Annotated in this window: 19 protein-coding genes and 4 pseudogenes; 4 read left to right on the top strand and 19 right to left on the bottom strand. The window is 41.2% G+C overall.

What is annotated here, in order from left to right; all coding sequences use genetic code 11:
• Positions 1 to 54: 54 nt before the first annotated feature.
• Positions 55 to 5,028 carry a translocation/assembly module TamB domain-containing protein gene (locus B0682_RS02750; RefSeq protein ID WP_078306567.1) on the top strand — a complete coding sequence of 1,658 codons (4,974 nt, stop codon included), beginning with the start codon at positions 55 to 57 and terminating at the stop codon, positions 5,026 to 5,028.
• Positions 5,029 to 5,116: 88 nt separating this feature from the next.
• On the top strand, positions 5,117 to 5,956 hold the full coding sequence (thiD, locus tag B0682_RS02745; protein WP_078306977.1) for a bifunctional hydroxymethylpyrimidine kinase/phosphomethylpyrimidine kinase: 840 nt from the start codon (positions 5,117 to 5,119) through the stop codon (positions 5,954 to 5,956).
• 33 nt (positions 5,957 to 5,989) lie between these two features.
• On the opposite strand, the gene B0682_RS02740 is transcribed toward thiD, so the two are convergent.
• A complete protein-coding gene (locus B0682_RS02740) occupies positions 5,990 to 6,397 on the bottom strand; it encodes a hypothetical protein (protein WP_078306566.1) in 408 nt (135 codons plus the stop codon).
• Between the two features lie 222 nt (positions 6,398 to 6,619).
• On the opposite strand from B0682_RS02740, the gene argG reads away from it, so the two are divergent.
• Complete coding sequence (gene argG / locus B0682_RS02735; RefSeq protein ID WP_078306565.1) at positions 6,620 to 7,969, top strand: argininosuccinate synthase; 1,350 nt, start codon at positions 6,620 to 6,622, stop codon at positions 7,967 to 7,969.
• Positions 7,970 to 8,047: 78 nt separating this feature from the next.
• Here argG and B0682_RS02730 read toward each other — a convergent pair.
• The 6 genes and pseudogenes from B0682_RS02730 to B0682_RS02705 all read right to left on the bottom strand — a co-directional run.
• Positions 8,048 to 8,319: pseudogene (locus B0682_RS02730) on the bottom strand (PrpF domain-containing protein); the annotation flags it as partial.
• Between the two features lie 19 nt (positions 8,320 to 8,338).
• Positions 8,339 to 8,704, bottom strand: coding sequence for a type II toxin-antitoxin system death-on-curing family toxin (locus tag B0682_RS02725; protein WP_078306564.1), 366 nt, complete (start codon positions 8,702 to 8,704; stop codon positions 8,339 to 8,341).
• On the bottom strand, positions 8,704 to 8,874 hold the full coding sequence (locus tag B0682_RS02720; RefSeq protein WP_064602424.1) for a hypothetical protein: 171 nt from the start codon (positions 8,872 to 8,874) through the stop codon (positions 8,704 to 8,706). Before B0682_RS02720 ends, B0682_RS02725 begins: the two co-directional genes overlap by 1 nt.
• 35 nt (positions 8,875 to 8,909) lie before the next feature.
• Positions 8,910 to 9,626 carry a DarT1-associated NADAR antitoxin family protein gene (locus tag B0682_RS02715; RefSeq protein ID WP_078306563.1) on the bottom strand — a complete coding sequence of 239 codons (717 nt, stop codon included), beginning with the start codon at positions 9,624 to 9,626 and terminating at the stop codon, positions 8,910 to 8,912.
• Positions 9,627 to 9,781: 155 nt separating this feature from the next.
• Positions 9,782 to 9,989, bottom strand: a pseudogene (locus B0682_RS09600) (hypothetical protein); the annotation flags it as partial.
• A gap of 19 nt (positions 9,990 to 10,008) precedes the next feature.
• Complete coding sequence (locus B0682_RS02705) at positions 10,009 to 11,271, bottom strand: NRAMP family divalent metal transporter (protein WP_078306562.1); 1,263 nt, start codon at positions 11,269 to 11,271, stop codon at positions 10,009 to 10,011.
• A gap of 278 nt (positions 11,272 to 11,549) precedes the next feature.
• On the opposite strand from B0682_RS02705, the gene B0682_RS02700 reads away from it, so the two are divergent.
• Positions 11,550 to 12,392, top strand: a complete 843-nt coding sequence (locus B0682_RS02700; protein WP_143823247.1) for a hypothetical protein — start codon at positions 11,550 to 11,552, stop codon at positions 12,390 to 12,392.
• A 183-nt stretch (positions 12,393 to 12,575) separates the two neighbouring features.
• Here B0682_RS02700 and B0682_RS02695 read toward each other — a convergent pair whose 3' ends face one another.
• The 12 genes and pseudogenes from B0682_RS02695 to B0682_RS09325 form a co-directional block, all read right to left on the bottom strand.
• A complete protein-coding gene (locus B0682_RS02695) occupies positions 12,576 to 13,697 on the bottom strand; it encodes a zonular occludens toxin domain-containing protein (RefSeq protein WP_078306560.1) in 1,122 nt (373 codons plus the stop codon).
• A complete protein-coding gene (locus tag B0682_RS02690) occupies positions 13,698 to 13,982 on the bottom strand; it encodes a DUF2523 family protein (protein ID WP_078306559.1) in 285 nt (94 codons plus the stop codon).
• Positions 13,982 to 15,466, bottom strand: a complete 1,485-nt coding sequence (locus B0682_RS02685; RefSeq protein ID WP_078306558.1) for a virulence factor TspB C-terminal domain-related protein — start codon at positions 15,464 to 15,466, stop codon at positions 13,982 to 13,984. Before B0682_RS02685 ends, B0682_RS02690 begins: the two co-directional genes overlap by 1 nt.
• Positions 15,467 to 15,616: 150 nt before the next feature.
• Complete coding sequence (locus tag B0682_RS02680; protein WP_078306557.1) at positions 15,617 to 15,835, bottom strand: major capsid protein; 219 nt, start codon at positions 15,833 to 15,835, stop codon at positions 15,617 to 15,619.
• Positions 15,836 to 15,845: 10 nt separating this feature from the next.
• Positions 15,846 to 16,052 carry a hypothetical protein gene (locus tag B0682_RS02675; protein ID WP_078306556.1) on the bottom strand — a complete coding sequence of 69 codons (207 nt, stop codon included), beginning with the start codon at positions 16,050 to 16,052 and terminating at the stop codon, positions 15,846 to 15,848.
• Between the two features lie 44 nt (positions 16,053 to 16,096).
• Positions 16,097 to 16,396, bottom strand: a complete 300-nt coding sequence (locus B0682_RS02670; RefSeq protein WP_078306555.1) for a hypothetical protein — start codon at positions 16,394 to 16,396, stop codon at positions 16,097 to 16,099.
• 30 nt (positions 16,397 to 16,426) lie between these two features.
• On the bottom strand, positions 16,427 to 17,689 hold the full coding sequence (locus B0682_RS02665; RefSeq protein ID WP_078306554.1) for a phage/plasmid replication protein, II/X family: 1,263 nt from the start codon (positions 17,687 to 17,689) through the stop codon (positions 16,427 to 16,429).
• Positions 17,690 to 17,836: 147 nt separating this feature from the next.
• Entirely contained in the window at positions 17,837 to 18,301 is a 465-nt protein-coding gene (gene bfr, locus B0682_RS02660) for a bacterioferritin (protein ID WP_078306553.1), read from the bottom strand.
• Between the two features lie 9 nt (positions 18,302 to 18,310).
• Positions 18,311 to 18,784, bottom strand: a complete 474-nt coding sequence (bfr, locus tag B0682_RS02655) for a bacterioferritin (RefSeq protein WP_078306552.1) — start codon at positions 18,782 to 18,784, stop codon at positions 18,311 to 18,313.
• A 161-nt stretch (positions 18,785 to 18,945) separates the two neighbouring features.
• On the bottom strand, positions 18,946 to 19,137 hold the full coding sequence (locus tag B0682_RS02650; protein WP_078306551.1) for a (2Fe-2S)-binding protein: 192 nt from the start codon (positions 19,135 to 19,137) through the stop codon (positions 18,946 to 18,948).
• Between the two features lie 142 nt (positions 19,138 to 19,279).
• Positions 19,280 to 19,411: pseudogene (locus B0682_RS02645) on the bottom strand (imidazolonepropionase); the annotation flags it as partial.
• Between the two features lie 50 nt (positions 19,412 to 19,461).
• Positions 19,462 to 19,587: pseudogene (locus B0682_RS09325) on the bottom strand (hypothetical protein); the annotation flags it as partial.
• Positions 19,588 to 19,676: the final 89 nt, after the last annotated feature.

The raw sequence follows: 19,676 nt of genomic DNA, 5'->3' as shown, positions 1-19,676 counted from the left end.
GTTTAAATATGTTATAGTTTGTCCGTTTTTTTATTTGTTGATGATTATCTATCTATGGCACAGCCCAATTCAACTGACCCTAAAGGCGATGATTCTCAGACCAGTAGCCCAGCCAAGCATCAATCTAAGGCGGTTAAACGCTGGACTCCGCTTGGCTTTTTAATCAAGCTGTTTTTGTTTGTGTGTTTGTTTTTTACGGCGGTGTTGGTGGCATTTTTTTACGCTGCTGGCACAGAGCAGGGAACTGAGTATTTATTGAATAAAATTGCTCAACAGACGGGCATTGGCTTTAAATACGGTCGGGGCAACCTAAAAGATGGGATTTGGATTACTGACATCGACATCGATGCCAACCAAGACATTCACATTGGGGTAGATAGGGTATTTGTTAAGATTGGCTGGCGGGCGGTGTTTTCTAAACAAGTGCATCTGCGTGAAGCCAGTATTCATCATTTGGTCATTACCAATCGCCAACCACCAACTGACGAACCTTTTGATTATAAAACCTTACAACTGCCAATCAATCTGCGTTTTGATGCCGCTGATATTAACCGCATTACCTACAATCAAGCAAGCAAAGACCCCATACATGTTACTGATGTGGCGGTCAATGATTTGACGTGGATTGGAACTCAGCTTAAGTTGGGTAAAGGACAGCTATATTATCATGACATGCTTAGCGTCCATGACCTAACTGGCGACATGGATTTAAAAGACACTTATCCACTGGATTTGTCAGCGGTGGTGCATGTCAATGCGTTGGATAAGGCGTATGTCGATGCCCTACAAATCACCGCTCAGGGCAGTCTTAAGCGATTGCATGGCACGGTTAACAGCCAATATAACCATGCAGACGTTCAGGGTGAATTTTTGGCACAACCGATGGACAGCAATGCACCATTTTGGGCAAAGTTGCGTTATGAAAAGCTTCATCTTCCTTATGCCAAAGAACAAAACATCATCTTGCAAGATGGGCTGGTCATCGCTTCTGGCATCACATCAGACATTGATTTGCGGATTAACACTCAACTGTCTGGTCAGGACATTCCCACTGGACACTATCAGGGGCGAGCCAAAGTTGATGTTAATAACAGCTTATTAGACATAAAACAACTCATCGCAGATACGCCACATGGTCGTCTACATGCTGATGGTTTGATTGACTGGTCAGATGCGGTGGACATCAAGGCGACTGTCAACTCAGATGATTATGCGTTACGTCAGTCATTATCACCTGAGTATCAAGAATACCAAACTTATTTGCCACAAAAATTAGATGGCACGTTGCACTTTCATTTGCTGACGCAAAACGCTCAAGGCAATCTTGAGATGGACATGATTCTAAACCAGCGTGATGGCGAATATGTGCAAGCCAACATCATAAAAGTCGAAGATAAAAGTAATAACCATCAGCCTTTACTGATAGATGCCAGCTGGCGACAGCTTAAACGGCAAAATCTGCCAGATATTGGCAACATCAACAGCGACCACGGCAACGTAAAAGTTAAGATGCAAGGACAACGTTTAGATGTGCAAGCCAATGCTCAAATCAACGAGTTAAACGTTGCTCCTAAAGGCAATTATGTTGTCAATGTCCATAAAATGGGTAGCCGTATTGACTTATCACAGGTTGACTATCAAGGCGTGGTGGGTCAGCTGTCAGGGAATGGGCAAATTCACCTTGCCAATCGTGGCAAACCCTTAAACTGGCAAATTCATGCCAGCACCGAGGGTTTGTATCCTAACCGTTATCAAGACAATTTACCAATTGATAAGCTGACAGGTGTTATCCATGCCAGTGGTAGTATGGTAGATAACACCAACGGCAAACAGGGCAGTCAACAGCATCACATTACCATACAAAATAGCGACTTAAGTGCCTTGCTTGATGCCAGCCAAGATAACCGACAAATTAACATTGGTGGCACAGGCGTTGCCAACATACGCTTGGCAGATGGTGAGTTGACTGCATTTACCGCCGATTTTGACGGTGAGCTTGGTACGACTGATGTGCCAAAGGGACATATTCTCTTGCAAGCCCGTGGCACTGCCAATGACATTCGTATTAATCAGCTGACGTATCAAGGCAAAGCAGGTCATTTAGATGGCACAGGGCGAGTTCAATTAGGGGGCAGTCGCCTAAGCTGGGATATTGATGCCAAGCTACAAGATTTGAACACAGGCTATTTTATCACCGATAATCCTACCATCATCACAGGTAAGCTTGATTCACAAGGCAGTTGGATAAAGGGTAAAACCGAAGCAGAAACAGGGCAGTTGGGTGATTTTACCGCCAAATTTGCAGGGCAAGTTGATACCGATAAATTGCCAGCAGGTAATTTGTTGGTTGACATCAAAGGTAATGCCCAAGTCATCGACATCAACCGATTGTATCATGATGGTGATGCAGGTAAGTTAGATGCCAAGGGAACACTTGACATGCGTCAAGGTTATCACTGGCAAGTCAATGCAGAGATGAACAACTTTAATTTGGGTTATTTTGTCAAAGACATGCCCAGCCGCCTGAGTGGACATTTAGACAGCACAGGCAGTTGGCAGACCAATGCCCAGCGTATCCAAATTCAAGACATGAATGTCTCTGGGCAACTCAAAGGTCAACCCTTTAAGGCACAAGGGGCAATTAACGTACAAATGCAGTTGCCCAAAGACATTAAAGGTTATCTCAATCGCCTAAAATCAGCTGACACAAACAGTCAATACAACCAAGTCAATGACATGATTGATGCTTTACAGGCAGATAATCTGGTCATACGTTGGGCGGATAATTATCTGACTGTCTCAGGTGATAAGCAACAACTGCAAGCCAAAGTCAACATCACTAACCTTGACCAATTAAACTCACGGTTAAACGGTGAAATCTCTGGTGGCATGAGCATGCTACAGACCGAAAACAGTCGTCTACCAACGTTATATGTTGATGTTCTTGCCAAACGTTTGGCGTTGCCTAACTTGCTGTTGGCAAGTGGTCATGTCAAAGGCAAACTGGTGGATTTGGGTAACAGCCCCAGTCAGCTAACCGTGCAAGCGGTGGATTTAGAAACCGCCAATCAACAAATCAATCAGCTTTATTTGGTGTTTAATGGCACAATGGCAAAACACACCGCCCAAGTTAAAGCCAAAAAAGATGATAGTCGGTTTTCTGGTTTACTGACAGGAGAGTATGATACCCAAACCATGCGTTGGCAAGGGGTGATGGCTCAAGGTGAGCTTGCCAGCCAAGGCACGGTATTAAAACAACAACAACCCACGCAAACAGTGCTGGATGTTGACAACCAATCGCTAAAAATGGCGGCTCACTGCTGGCAGACCAATGATAAAGCAGGTCAGTTTTGCTTAAACCAACCGTTGAATGTCAATAAAAATTCAGGTAACGTTAACCTACTGATTGATAACATAGACACCAAACTGTTTGCCTTGGTGATGCCAAAAGATATCCGTTGGCATGCCAAAGTACATGGCACAGCAAAGTTATCATGGCAACAAGGTCAAAATCCTGTCATCGATGCTGCCATCTATTCACAAAATGGCAAAATTGGCATGGTTCAAGATGGCACAGGTAACATTGACATTCCTTATGACCGGGTATCACTGCGGTTAATCAGTCAAGCCAATGGGCTAAAGCTAAGAGCTGACCTAAATAATGGACAACGAGGCAATGGCTATGTGAATGTGCTGATTAACCCAACTGCCCAAGACAAACCCATTCAAGGCAATTTGGTAGTTGATAAACTTAACTTGGCACTATTTAAGCCGTTTTTTCCAGGCATGCGAGTGTTAGAAGGGCAAGCAACTGCCAATGGACAGCTGTCAGGCACACTAAGCACGCCTAAGTTTGATGGCAAGGTGGCTGTTCGACACGGTAGGGTAAGCATGCTTGACATGCCAGTGGATTTGCAAAATATTAATGCCACCGCTGACATTCAAGGCACAAACGCTGATATCAAAGGCAGATTTATGAGTGGTGAAGGGCAAGGCTCAATCACCGGCACGATTGATTGGCGAAATCAGCTGATTGCCAAGCTTGGGGTACAAGGTGCTCAGCTTTCTGTGGTACAGCCACCCATTTTATCTGCACGCATCAACCCAGATATTGAGATGATTGTGCGTCCAAGTGATAAATACATCTCCATCAAAGGGGTCATCACCGTTCCTAGTGCCACCATTCGCCCGCCTGAAGCCAATGAAGACATCATTGGTAAATCGGCAGACGTGATTGTGCTTGACCGCCGTGCTGTTGGCAACATTGAGCAGGTTTTGGCCGTTACCAAACCTTGGGACATCAACGCAGATATTGGTGTCGACTTAGGTCATCATGTAACCTTTAGAGGGTTTGGGGCGGTGTTGCCATTGGCAGGCGCATTGACGGTACATCAACACGGACAAGGCATCATGACCGCTAAGGGCATGATACAGGTTGCCAGACGCACCAATGTTGATGCCTTTGGACAAAGTTTGGACTTAAATTATGCTCAAGTACGTTTTGATGGTGATATTCGCCGTCCCACATTGAGCATTGAAGCGGTCAAAGAAATCAACGCAAGTACCGTGGGCTTACGAGTGAAAGGTGATGCCAGTAATCCTAATATCATTGTCTTTAATGATGCAGGATTGAGCGAACAGCAAGCCATGAATGCGTTGGTGACAGGGCGGATAGAGAATTCGTCAGCCACGCAAATCAGCGAACAGGGTTTTCGCTCAGAAGTTACCAATAACATCGCTGCTGCTGGTTTGAGCTATGGATTGCACGGCACACGCCAATTTACCAATGAATTGGGACGGGCATTTGGGTTACAAAGCCTAACCGTCAATGCGGCAGGCACGCAAGATGACACCAATGTCAATGTCACAGGTTACATCACCCCAGACCTATATATCCGTTATGGGGTTGGCGTATTCAATGCCCAAAGTACCTTGTCTGTCCGTTATCAGTTGACCAAACGAGTGTATGTGGAAGCCACATCATCACTGGAAAAATTCGTTGATGTGGTGTATGGCTGGCAGTTTTAGCCAACCATTTTAACAAACTTACCATTTTAACAAACTTAACAAACGCCATGCCCAAACCAAATGGTTAAGGAGATAAAAAGTGGATAACATGAGCAATCAGCCTAATACATCTGATGTGCCTAATGTACTGAGCATCGCAGGCACTGATCCAACAGGTGGGGCAGGGGTGCAAGCGGACATTAAGACCATCAGTGCATGTGGTGGCTATGCCATGAGTATCATCACTGCTGTGGTTGCACAAAACACCACTGGCGTGCAACAAGTGGAACTGATGCCTGTGAGCCTAATTGAAGCTCAATTAGATTCGGTATTTGACGATGTGCAAGTAGATGCGGTCAAAATTGGCATGCTGGGTGATTCGGACATCATCTGTGCGGTGGCAAAAAAATTACGCCATTATCAACAGAAATATCAACAACAGCAACGCACTTTTGTCATCGTATTAGACCCTGTGATGGTCGCTAAAAGTGGTGATAGATTATTGGCAGATACTGCGATTAAGGCATTAAAAGAAGAGCTGATGCCGTTGGTGTCGTTGGTAACGCCAAACTTGCCAGAAGCTGGCGATTTATTGGGGCAAGCACAAGCAGATAACCTTGATGCCATGCAAAGGCAAGCCAAGCAGTTTACTGTGCCTGTGTATTTAAAAGGTGGGCATTTATCATCAACAGGGTTGGCAGATGAGCAGGCGTGTGATGTGCTTGTGTCTGAACATCATCAGCAATGGTTTTTTAGCCAGCGTATTGCCACACACAACACGCATGGCACAGGCTGTACATTATCGGCGGCCATTGCCACTTATTTGGCAAAGGGAATGTCAATGAATGACGCTTGTCAGTCTGCCAAAAATTATCTGACCGATGCCTTACGCCATGCCGATGAGCTAAATGTGGGCAAAGGACAAGGACCTGTTCATCATTTTTTTTAAATCAGCTTAACTAAGCCACTTATTAAAAATGACTTATTTAGAAAAAACCAAACGACGCTGATTGTCTTGAACCGCTTGAACATAAGGATTGATGCCTTTATCTAAGATTTTAAGTGTTTCTGTTTCAATCTTTTGGTTCATCTGAACATAAGTCTGCTGATTGCCCATCATTAAGTTTTGCCAGTTTCCAAGCATGGCAAGCCCCAACACCATCTGTGAGCGATATAATTGCGTGGTGATGTCACTCAAGGACTGCATGAATGCCAACTGTTTTTCCGCTATCATGGCATGAATCTCATCGTGTTGTTGTTTGGTGCTGTTCTGATTGGTTGGGTCAGTGCTGGCAATTATCCATAATCGGTTTGCCATGACTTGTGGAACCGCCAACAGCATGGCAAGTGTTTTTTGTTGTAATTGATGAGTATCGGTTAAGGCTGGCATGAGTGGTCTGTTATCCTTGTATTGTGTTATCATCACTTCGTCATCAACATCACTTCGTTATCAACATTGTGCTACCATCTTTTTGTGACTGTCTTTGTGTTATGATTACAAATATGATTGCAAATAAATGCTAACATATTTTTATAAAAAATATGTTATTGGTGTTACAGATTATTGGTGTGAAAAATGTTAAAAATTTAAGGACAAACCTAAGGATAAGCCATGTTAAACACAGCAACCATTTTAAAATCCATTCCTGTTGGCGAAAAAGTCGGCATCGCTTTTTCAGGGGGACTTGACACATCTGCTGCCATTTTGTGGATGAAGCAAAAAGAGGCACTGCCTTATGCTTACACCGCCAATTTAGGGCAACCTGATGAATCTGATTATACCGTCATTCCCAAAAAAGCCAATCAATACGGTGCGGTCAAAGCAAGGTTGATTGATTGTCGTACCCAGCTGGCGTTAGAAGGCATTGCTGCCATTCAGTGTGGGGCGTTTCATATCAGAACAGGTGGCATGCCTTATTTTAACACCACGCCATTGGGTCGTGCGGTGACAGGGACGATGTTGGTTACTGCCATGAAAGAAGATGATGTTCATATTTGGGGCGATGGTTCAACCTATAAAGGCAATGACATTGAGCGATTTTATCGCTATGGGTTATTGACCAACCCAAATCTAAAAATCTATAAACCTTGGCTTGACCAAACATTCATTGATGAGTTGGGTGGTCGGACTGAGATGAGTCAGTTTTTGATTGACAATGGTTATGATTATAAAATGTCTGCTGAAAAAGCCTATTCAACGGATTCTAACATGCTTGGTGCAACGCATGAAGCCAAAGATTTGGAGTTTTTAGATGCCAGCATGCACATTGTTGAGCCAATCATGGGGGTGGCATTTTGGGACAATGCGATTCACATTGACAAAGAGACTGTTACTGTGCGTTTTGAGCAGGGCATGCCTGTGGCATTAAATAATCAGAGATTTCATAGCCCTGTTGATTTGATGTTAAAGGCGAATGAGATTGGTGGTCGTCATGGGCTTGGCATGACTGACCAAATCGAAAACCGCATCATTGAAGCCAAATCTCGTGGTATTTATGAAGCCCCCGGTATGGCACTGTTGCACATCGCTTATGAACGACTGCTGACAGGCATTCACAATGAAGACACCATTGAGCAGTACCGTATTAATGGCTTGCGTTTGGGTCGCTTGCTTTATCAAGGGCGTTGGTTTGATTCACAAGCACTTATGTTGCGTGAAACCGCTCAACGCTGGGTTGCCAAAGCCATCACAGGTGAAGTCACGCTTGAGCTACGCCGTGGCAATGATTACAGCATTTTAAACACCGCTTCAGATAACTTAACTTATCACCCCGAACGCTTGACCATGGAAAAAGGGGATTCAAGCTTTAGTGCTGTTGACCGTATTGGCCAGCTGACCATGCGTAATTTAGACATCACAGACACCAGAGATAAGCTTGGCATCTATGCAGGCGTTGGGTTACTTACCACAGGGCAGGGGGTGTCTGTGCCACATTTAGAAAATTTATCTGATGATATGTAAAATCAAGCTAAAAGATGTGTCATCTGTTTAATTACTGGGTACTGGCATCAGCAGGCACATACACATCACCCACCATGGTTTATCAATTGCCACTTGCCCAAATAGGTAATTGACATCATGGTAGGCTCATAGAATCTTGACACAATCACCACTTTGGATGTGCCAGATTAGCCATTACCCAGACCATTAATCTGTTTGCCATAAGGGTCAGGACTGCCAACGACACGCAAAAAAACTGGCCTCATGCTTGCCCTGCCACTTGGCAACGCTCGGTTAGGTCACTAAAGTTTAAAAAATGTCCCTTTGGAAGTACCACCACGCATATAAGTGGCAGGGATTGGGGTTTGCATAAAAACTCCTTGTATCGTTTTAACTGTTTATATATTTATGATAAAGAATATCGGCAAATTCACTTTCATTTAATTCGCCAAGTACCAAATCACGCATTGCGTCTGCCATTAAAATATGGTCAATGGTAATTTCATAATCATTGAGTGATAAACATTCTAAGGCAACCGCCAAACCTGTGCGTTTATTGACATCGGATAATGCGTGAGCCATTGCAATGCTATTGGTATATTTACTGGCAATTTCAAAAACATCATTTAATCCGTCATATAAAATCGCATTATCAATTCTGGCTAATTCTCCTTGTAATTTACCAATATCTGCTTGCCCTTTCATACCTTTTTCAATTTCAATCACTCGCTCAAAGGGAAAACAAATAATGCCCATTACATATCCGCCAAGCGTTTAAAGGTTTCTTTATGCGTGCGTAATACAAGTTTGGTTTCGGATTTGATGATTTGTTGCCCTTGTTCGCCTGTTAAATCCAGTTTTTTGGTGGCAAGGATTTTTGGGCGTGGGATTGGGCTAATACCATATTTTGAAAGTTTATGGGTCATTGGAGTTTCCTTTGGTTATCAAAACTATGATGTTATTACAATAAAGCCCCTTGTGAATTATCTTTTAACTTCTTATAAGAGTTATCTATTTGATAATCTTGGTACAATGCTAAAAAATTTTCTTGTGATAATGTTGCTTGTTCCAATATCCCTTTTTCACACAAGGAACAAAACAATGCAACAGATTGGGCTTGACAGTTAATAGACTTTTCGGGATTAAATTCAATATCTGTAAATGCTTGATATTTTAGTAATTTATCGTGATATTCAGGTTTATTTTTTTTATTTTTCAAAGCATTTACATACAACCAATCATAAAAAGCGGTTAAAGGTGTGGTTTGCCACAATTGATTGTAAAAGTTAAAACTAATTATATTGCCAGAACTTTTAAGTCTAGGGTCTTTTTTAGCTTCTCTTGATGGCTTGTCTAGTAAATCAAGATATTGAATACCACCTTCAAAAACTTTACTACTCTGAAAAGCACTTTCTACACTAAAAGTTCTACCTTTAATTTTTGTTGTAATCATTAAGTTAAAAGCACTTAATGCTACACCTAGCTCATTTTCTGATTTACTAGATATTTCTAAAATATTATCAAAGCCAAATCTTTCGTTTATAGATTGATGTAAAGATTTAATAGATTTTTGCTTTTGGCTAATAGCAAAACCTGAATGATAAATAAAATCTATCATTTCAACTTGAACTAATTTATTTTCATCTTTACTTGGGATATAAGTTGGTCTCTTAGCCATAGTTAGTAACCTATTGTAGTCCACTCTCTTTTGCCAAATAAACCTTGACTATTAGAGTTTGATATGAATTTTAAATTTGGGTAAGCCTTCTTATATTTATCAACATACTCTTGTTCAGAAAATACACAACCTCTTATATATTTTGGTTCAATAATAATGGTGAGCGTTAATTCACAATGGGGACTAATGTCGCCTTTTACGCCATAAATTTCCGTACCGTCCAATTTGAGCGTATGACGATTTTCGCCAAATTAACAATGGCAACACACCCATGCCCACAAGATTGGTTCTGTGAATGCGTTCAAACCCTTCGGTAACAATGGCTTCCACGCCAGCCAATCGCACGCCTTTGGCTGCCCAGTCTTAGTTTATTTGCTTGTTGCTAGCCAAAAACGCCCATGGTATTGGCAACATATAACAAAGCAAATCCAAGCAAAAACATAAAACCGATGATTGACAACGCTTGAATGCCAGATGACAGCTTTTGTTCTGAGCGTACCAAAGAGTAGTTTAGCCACGCAAAAACAGGCGCAGACACAAACGCAGAACTCATGGCAAATTTGAGCATATTACCAAGCTGACCTGTAAAAAAAGCAATGACAATAAACCCACCAAACACCGCCCACGATATCCAAAATATCAACTGACCACGGCTGATTTCATGCTCACCCTTTATCAATCGCCAGCATTCAGCATTGGCGCGCCCATAACCATCACCTGAGGTGAGAGTGGTGCTAAACATACACATAAACGCAATAAATGCCACCAACAACCGTGACCATTCACCAATGGTGGCGGTGTACATGTCAATCAATTGCCCAACATAAGCACTGCCAGCGGTTTGAATCTCTTGCCCTGAACCGTACTGAACATACACACCCAACGCCAAAAAAAGCACCGCTAAGATGGTTGATGTGGCAAAACCCACATTAAAATCCAATCGTCCTTGTTCGTGGGTGGTGTGGTCAGTTTGGATTTTTTTAGCCGTCCACATAGAAGTAATCACAGAAAATTCAAGCGGCGCAGGCATCCAGCCGACCACTACCACAATAAAGCTCAAACTTGCCAGATTCCAAGGGCTAGGCTCAACAAAATCCGCCGCCATGACGGTGGGTTTGCCTGCTGCGATAAACACCGCCGCAACCGTGGTTATCGCCAACGCCAAAATGATGATTTTGGTTATGCCATCTAACACATTGTAACGCCCAGCAATCAACAACACCCAAGAAACCACCATCACAACGACCGACGCTGTTAAAGGCGTTAGCCCCAAACTTGGAAACATAAAGGTTAAAATCACCGCTGACATTAGCCCAACCGCCGCTAAAGTGATGATGGAGGAGATGACTGATAAAATAAAATACACCCAAAGATAGACTTTGGATTTTTTGGCATAACCTGCAATCAGACTGTCGCCTGTGTCATACACATAATCGATGCCAAAACGAAAAAAAGGATACTTCAGCACATTGGCCAAAATAATGACAATGGCAAGTTGCCAGCCGAATAATGCCCCCGCTTGGGTTGATGACACCAAATGTGATGCACCAATGGCAGCCGATGCCATCAAAATTCCAGGGCCAAAGACCTTCCAATTAATCTTACTAATCCTGCCAAGAGAATGGCTTTTTACTTGAGTGGTCATGAGTGTTCCGTTCCTAAATGTGACAATTTATGACAGCTTATTGATATTGCCATTTGTTAATATCATGTTACCGTACCTTACCATCAAATAATAAATTGACCTAATGAATATTCTTTGACCAATATTGAGCAATTTTTTAGCAAGGCTTGACTGCTTTATCATCTCTTAGCGAAACAAACACTCGACAGCATGTTATTTGACGCATAACTTGGTTATAATGACCATCATTGACAGATTTTACAGACAGACAACATCACAAAAAACGGAAAACCATCACGATGAAAAACCCACTCAACAAAAAAACTGCACAACCTAAGCAACCTAAGCAAAAAAAGCCAAACTTATTCACTCAGCTGACCGCAAAAAAAGGCAATCAACCAAAAGCAAATGCCCAAAAATCAACCACAAAAAAAACAGGCAACGGTTTATTGGATAAATTGCGTGGCAAAAAAAGCCCTACCAAACCATCAGAGCAAATTACACAGACGCAAGCGCCCAGTCAACCTAACTCAGAAAATGAGCCCCAAGCCAACGTAAAAAAAGGATTTGTCTTGCCATCATTTGGCAAAAAACAACCAAAAACCAAAAAAGGGCATCACTCAGCAATGCCAACCACTCAAAACACTCAGAAAGCAACTACCAAATACAATAAAGACACATTACAGCAGCTCCTTGCCACAAAAGGGCAATTTATTATCTTTGGCATCATTGTTTTGATTGTTCTTCTGCTGGCTTTTGTGATTGCTAGTAAATTCATTTGGAACAACGACGAAAAAATAGAGCCAGCACCACAGCAAAGTGAACAGCAACCAAATGAGGTATCAACCGTATCTGATGAAAACACAACACAAGACACCGACAACACCGATAACGCTGAAGTCAAAGCTGATTTACAACCAGATACTGCCACCGCTCAAATAGAGACTGATGCCGAGATTGACGCTGAAGCTGACGCTCGGAGTGAAGAAACACAATCACAGATTGCCAATGCCTTAAAAGGTGTTACTCTAGGTGATGCAAAAAAACGTGGTGGTAATGTCAGTTATGATGAATTTGTCAGAGAATCAAAAAATAAAATCTATGTGGAAGAGAAAAGTAAAAAGCGTGAAAAATCTGAATGATACGATATGTTGATGCGATGCGTTGACTTAACAGCAGTTTACACCCGAACAGTGAGTAAATCGCACAACGTCTATTATGTTATCAATAAGATTGCTCACGGCAAACTTGCACAATCATAACTGCAATTTTGCCGTATCGCATTTAACATAATATACATTGTGCGAAGTTTGGCTAATCGGTTTTTATGACTGACTGTTAAATTCTTTTAGGTTGACATTCTGATTGTCAAAGATTGGCTGGTTTGGCTTCGGTAATGTGTCTGATACTTTGGTGGCTTGGCGTGATTTGGGTATCATTGACGGATATTCGTTCATCATGCGACATAGCCCATCAGCTATGATGAGTGCTTCACCATGGCTGTTGTATACTCGACAATGTTCGCTTGAGCTGATAATCATTGCTGGACGTACGTCTTCATGTTCTGCAAGTTCTGCAATGTGCTTTGGTAAGTATTTGGCTTTCAATTCTTCAAGTTCAAAGCGAATTTTGTTGATTTGTTCAAGTTGTTGCTGGTTTTGTTGTTCTAAGCTTTCTATGACTTGTATTGTTGGTTCGTTTTGTGCTGGTTTGTTTAGTAATACGCTGTTGTCTTTGCGTGACCATAAAAATGCCCCTATGATGAGTAATATGATGATGGGTAGCATTAGTACCATTGGGGGCTTGAATGGCTGTTTTTCGTGAGATGTGGCACTGATGTACGCCTTTTTGTATTTGGGTAGAAATAAAAAGGTTTCAATGGTGCTGGCATCTTCTAGATTAACTTCTGCCCTTGGGTTTAATTTAAAGTCGTCCCATTTGTAAACCTTTGCCATAGGTAGATTAAATTTTTTCTTGACGTGCCAATGCTCGGCAGTCAATCCCCTTATGTGAGTGTGAATGAATTGGGGAAACTGGGTGATAAAATAAATGATATGTCCAGCATGTCCATGCTCGTTAAGTGATATTGTGCTGGGGTTTTTGGATAGTGAGCCTGATACGTCTTTGACAAAGTCAAGTTTATGACATTCGTCAAAGATGAATATTGAGTTATATGGCGGACACCAGAGATTATCAGGTTTTTCTGGGTCGTCATGTTTACCAAACCAAATGGTTTCTTTTTGTTCTTTGGTTAAGTCGGTTATGCAGTCATCAAAGTAAACATCAACATCATCACTGTTAATGCCAGCGATATCGATATAGATTTTACGTCTCGGCTTGCCTTGCTTTTCTAGTTTATCGTTTTCGTCTTGGAGTTTGTATAACTCTTTGACTACTCTCAAAGATTTGCCGTTGCGTGGTTGTCCTGTAATTGTGTAGATAGCCATCTACCCTTTCCCCAATGCCATTTTAGTGGATAGTATGAATGCACGAATGGATAACGCACCCATAACAATAGATAAAGCTGTATCTAGCTGAGAAATGCCAATCAATGCGGCCACATCACCCATATAGCCAATTTGTTGCATGGCAGAATTTATATACTGGTCAAAGAAGTATTGGATAATGCTATAAGTGAATATGCCAACAGCTAAAGAGACAAAGAATTTTGCAATGGCAAATCCTGTAAACCATTTTAAGAGTGTGGGTAATAAAGCCAATAGATATTGCATCAGTCAGTACCTTTTACAATGATAAATGCCCCTGCCATGTATGCTAAAAATAAGAATGCTGGGGCTAGGCGTGCTAAAGCATCGCAGAATATTGGCAAGGGCATGACAAAATGAGTGCCAAACACGTCAAAGCTGTAATGTTCACTGCTTGGGCATTGTTTTTGTGCGTTAATGCGATTTTGGTGTATGTCAAATCCACGTATGGCTTGCCATGGGTCTATTTGTGCTTTAATAGGTTCATCAGATAAAGATAAGTCAGATTGTAGTGTTTGTGGGGCAGGTTTTAATAAATCCCTGATTTGTACAAGCAAGCCTGTTTGTTCATCGGCTTTGTCGTTTGCGTCATTGAGCTTGTTGTTGGTGTCATCAAGCTTAATGTTTGTTTGGTCTTGGCGGTCAGTGACTGGTGTTAAGTCTATTTGTTTGTCATTGATTGCTTTTGTGACTTCATCAATTTTTAGCTTGAGTTGTGTGTCATCATATTTGTTAGCATTGATTGCGTTAATAACTGCTGTTAAGTCAACTTCAATGCTTTTTATTTGCTCAAAAGATAAGTTGTTAATGCTTTGATTGACTGTGTTGATTGCATTAATGATTGGTGATAAATCTATGTTGTTGTTTTGGTTTTTGATTGCAATGATAAGCTGGTTGATTTTGTCATCTGATATGCCGTGATTGTTTGTGATGTGGTTTGTGTTGTTGGTTGTGTTGTGGTTGTTGGTTGTGATGTCCCATTTGTATTTGTTTGTTGTGTAGTTGTAGTTGTTTGTGTTGCCACCATTGCCACCAGTGCCTGTGTTACCACCGCTACCGCTTGGGGTGTTAGGAGTAGTTGGGGTGTTAGGGGTAGGTGGCATGGGAAAGTTTGGAATTGGGGGCATGGTTTCAGGGTCGCAGATTTCTACTTTGCCTTTATAATATTTAGCGACATCCCAATTATAAATGCCATATCCACCGATATTATTGTCATATTTATAGTCTCTATTGCCAACATGTATGTAACATCGAGCAGACCAGTCATTAATGACTTCTATTTTACGATAGTATTTACCACGATAAGAACCGCCCGATTGTCTTGTTTCTTTGTAACCTTTTTTATTTAAGAAGCTATTAGACCAGACGTATCTACAAGCTTGTTCTAGGCTGTTAAATGATGTTCTATCTGAAAGTACAATGTATTCAAATTCCCAACCATCATTTGTACATGATGCACCGCTATTTGATGAGCTTGATGAGCTTGATGAACTGCTGTTCCATGCCCCCCCTGCTCCGCTACCTCCAAATTTGCCACCACCGCCTGAATAGTCATCGCCCCAGCTACCACCTGCACCTGTGCCACCAAATTTGCCACCGCCTCCTGTGTAATCGCCAGTGTCATTTGTGGTGGCTGGTTTTGTTGGTTGTGTTGGTTCGCCCCATGAACCGCCTGCTTGGGCTTGAACAGCTAATAGGGCTGTCAAAGATAGAGTCAATATGCGTTTCATCGTGATGCACCTGATGCAATGATGATAAACGCAATAAAAAACATGATGGCAGGTAAGTAATTTAATAACATAATTCTATCCTAAAACTAAATTATTAAATTACTGGACAGTACTGGACTGTCCAATAAAGAGCGATAACAACAGATAAAACTAAATCAAGCTACGCAAGATTTTCCAGCCACGAATACCAACACGAACACCCAAATAAGCACCACCAACGGCAGCGATTGGGGTCGCTAAAGCTTCTAGCGAAGATACAACGACAGAAGCATCAGGAATTTTATCGTCAGCAAATGCAACAGCAGACATTGCCATGCCAGTGATAGCGACCACTGCAGGTTTAGCCATACCTTTTATAGTTTCAAACATGATAATTTCCTTAAACTAAGAGATAAATAAGACGAAAACCATAGGCAATTCCAAGCAATAAACAACATTCAATGCTAATGCTCATGGCTTCATCTGGCGTTAAAGGTGGAAGTAATGACACGGTGTTTTGTTGTTGTACTTCTACCCATTCACGGCAGTCATAACCGCCGTAAATATTTTTGACTGTTTCAAGCTTAAGACATTCGTATGTAGCCATATCAGTCTCATCTATTTAAGTTAAAATCATGATGGATAAGGGTTTCATGATTTTATGGTAGGTAGTTTTAAGTCTTTAATAACGGTTACTGGTTGACCGTAATCATTAATTTCAATGCCTAAATCAAACTCAAGCTCGACAGGCAAACGGTCTCTAAGTGTGTCTAATTTGGCAAATTGACTGGCTTTGCCATATTTAAAGGATTGCTCTTTAAATCCATAGCCATTTGCTTCTGCATAAGGTACTTGCACCACAATGTTGGTTTGGTCTATGTTGTATGGGTTGCCTGCTTTTGATGTTCCTGAGCGTTCTACTCGTTCTACACGGATAACAGTCATTTTCATAAGATAACTCCTTAGTGTGCCTGTCTTGAGTTATGCGACTAGGCGTAAATTGGGTTTTTTGGGTAAGTAATGATTGAAATCATTAATGTGCGAACTGATGGGCGGTTCGTATCCATCGGGACATTGCTTTTTAAAGTCGAATTGAACCAGTTCGACCATGGGAATTGCTTTGGTTTGTTGTTCAAATAGGTTTTGTAATAGGGCTTTGGGTATGCCAATGTCTGTTAATGACCTAACAGCAGTATAAAAGGCGTTATTACTATAACGAGCTTTTACATCGTCCCAACCATTGGCTTTTAATAACTGATAAAAGTTAAAAGCGTTGTTGGCTTTGGTATAACTTAATTTGCCTGATTTGGTATAAGTCTTTAGTTTTTCTCGACATAAGTCATAAATTTTGGCATCATCATAACTTTCCATCGTTACATCACCTTTTATTGCTTTAATAATGGGCATAAACCAAAGTTGCCATAATCTTGCGAGTACATCACGTTCTTTATTTTGCTGATGCTCAATAAATAGCCAAAGGTTTGTTGGTAATCCAAGTTGTTCTAATTTGCGTCTTTTTGTTGTTGCTTCAAATCTGAGCAGTTTGCTTGACCAGTCTAATAAGTCATCTGTGAATACAGTAAGCTTTTGTTTTGCGTTTGTACTGCCTCGCATGACGTCACGCTTTAGTTGTACGACTTCACGCATGACATCACAATGTTTGCCATAGGCTTTGGCACCGCCTAACCTACTCGTTGCCCCACCCCAGTACACTGTGTTGAAGTAGTCACGCCTATCTGTGTCATTACGCCTTTGTCCATTTGAGATGTTTGCTAAAAAACGTAAGCAGGGTTGTATTAATCGCTCACTTGGCAGTGCCACTGAATATGTGCTGTCTATTCTGCTGATGCTTGCGTTTTGTACGTCAAGTGCTGCAAAAAACACAGGATAATGGTCTCTTAACATGGCTAACATTTCAGATGCTAAGTTTTTGACAGATTCGCCACCGTAGATGTTATGACCTTGAAGTATTTTGGTTGATGCGTTTAAAGAGATGTAAGGATTACAGTTGTTGGTAATATGAAAAAATTTAATCGCCATGTTTGAGTAACTGCTTGGTAGTGCTTCATAGACATGTTTAAGTTCCCCCCACGTGACTTGACCTGTATCTAAATCACGTTTTAGGTAAGTTGGCACTGCCCTAATTTGATAGTCAGCCACATCACCAATGATTGAAAATGTGTTGCCTTGACGACGAACAAACTCATCACGAATAGGAATATGGATTATTAATGTATCTAACATAGACCAACCTTTGTCATAACCTTGTTACATTGTGCGAAGTTTGGCTTGTTTGTTATCTAATCCAACGGACAAGAAAAAACCCAAGCATCAGCTTGAGTTTTTATATGAACTTTATGGATTTTTTTAATTAAGACTCAGTTTAGACATCTAATCTAAATGCGATTGAATGTATCGTTCAATACCAATGCGTTCCATCAATTCCATGTTACTCTCTAGCCAGTCGATATGGTCTTCACTTTCATCTTTTAAACCAACCAACAACTCACGAGACACATAATCTTGCTCACGCTCACAAATGGCAATGGCATCTTTGATGACTTGAGTTTTTTGTTTTTCAAGTTTTAAATCGCATTCTAAAATTTCTGCCACATCTTCACCAATGTACAGCTTACCTAAGTCTTGTAAATTGGGCAAACCATTCAACAAAAATACTCGTTCAATGAGTTTATCAGACAATTTCATTTCAAGAATGGATTGATGATAAAATTTATCGTTCAGCTCTTCGATTCCCCAGTTTTTAACCATGCGAGCATGTAAAAAATACTGGTTAATAGCGACCAAAGATTGAGATAAAACGGAATTTAAAGCACTGATAACAGGCGTATTGTTCATTTTATCCCCCTACTCTACTGATGTTTGGCTTTGTAAGTAGTTTTGTAAGCCAACCAAATCAATTAATCTAAGCTGTTTTTCAAGCCAGTGAGCATGGTCTTCTTCGGTGTCTTTGAGCTGTTCAACCAATATTTGACGTGTAACATAATCGCCAGCATCTTCACACAGTTTGATGCCTTTTTTCAGGTCTTGTTGTACGGTTTTTTCAAGCTCTAGGTCAGCTTTTAACATGCTTGGCACATCATGACCGATGTTAAGAGCAGATGGCTGCATGTTTGGTGTGCCACCTAAGAGCAAGATACGACGAATGATGGTCTGAGCGTGTTCTGTTTCATCTTGCATTTCATGATGAATACGCTCGTATAACTTACCAAATTGCCATTCTTCATACATCTCGGAATGAATAAAATATTGGTCACGAGCCCCAAGCTCACCTGCCAATAAGAAGTTAAGATAATCGATAACAGATTGATTGTCAGACATAAATGCTCCCATATTTTATTAAAAAATAAACCAACAACTGGCATTATAAAAGATAAGCCAGTGAGAACATACTCATTTAGGATTTTTATTATTGATGAATGACGTTATCAATAACTGTGATTGTTGTGATGAATATTGGGTATTATCGGAATAAAATCACCTTAAGCAGGAATGGCAAGCATGGCAAGTTTTTGTTGATGTTCATCTAATAAGTCTTGCACCATCGGCTGACAGCAACCACAGCAAGTGGCGACTTTTAGGTGTTGTTGTAACTCCCCTAACGTGTCATGTCCTTCGCTGATTGCTTTTTTGATGGTTTTATCGTTGATATCATAGCAAATACACACATACATGATATGATTACCTTATTACAATAAATAATAATGATAATAGTTATTATTCATTTGAATTGCAAGGGTTATTTGGCATTTTAGCCCATTAAAATCATTGCCATCGCCACGCCGTGCTGTCGCATTTTGTCAATTGGAGGATGTTTTCACAAAACGCATCCACCAAACCTTCTTGATGCAAAATTGGCAACCACTCACACACTTTATCAATATAAGCATCGTTTTGGGCATTGCCGTCATCGTCTTTATACTCTGGCGGTGTGGCGTGGGCTGCCAAAGCTGGCTATAACCTATGCCCACACCACCGCCATGGTGTAGGCTCACCTAGGTTGCTCCGCCTACCACATTGAACATGCCATTTAAAAATGCCCAGTCGGATACCGCATCCGTGCCATCTTTCATGGATTCAGTCTCTCAGTTGGGGCTGACAACCGACCCTGTGTCTAGGTGGTTAAATCAGCACAATTTGTATAGACAATTTATCAATATTTACTGGCTCTGACAAGTGCCTTTGTGCGATTTATTTGGGTATAATGCGTTAA

Origin of the sequence: Lwoffella lincolnii, assembly GCF_002014765.1 — a bacterium.
GTDB lineage: Bacteria > Pseudomonadota > Gammaproteobacteria > Pseudomonadales > Moraxellaceae > Psychrobacter > Psychrobacter lincolnii.
Note: the sequence above shows the minus strand (reverse complement) of the source record. Positions and strands in the feature narration are given on the sequence as shown.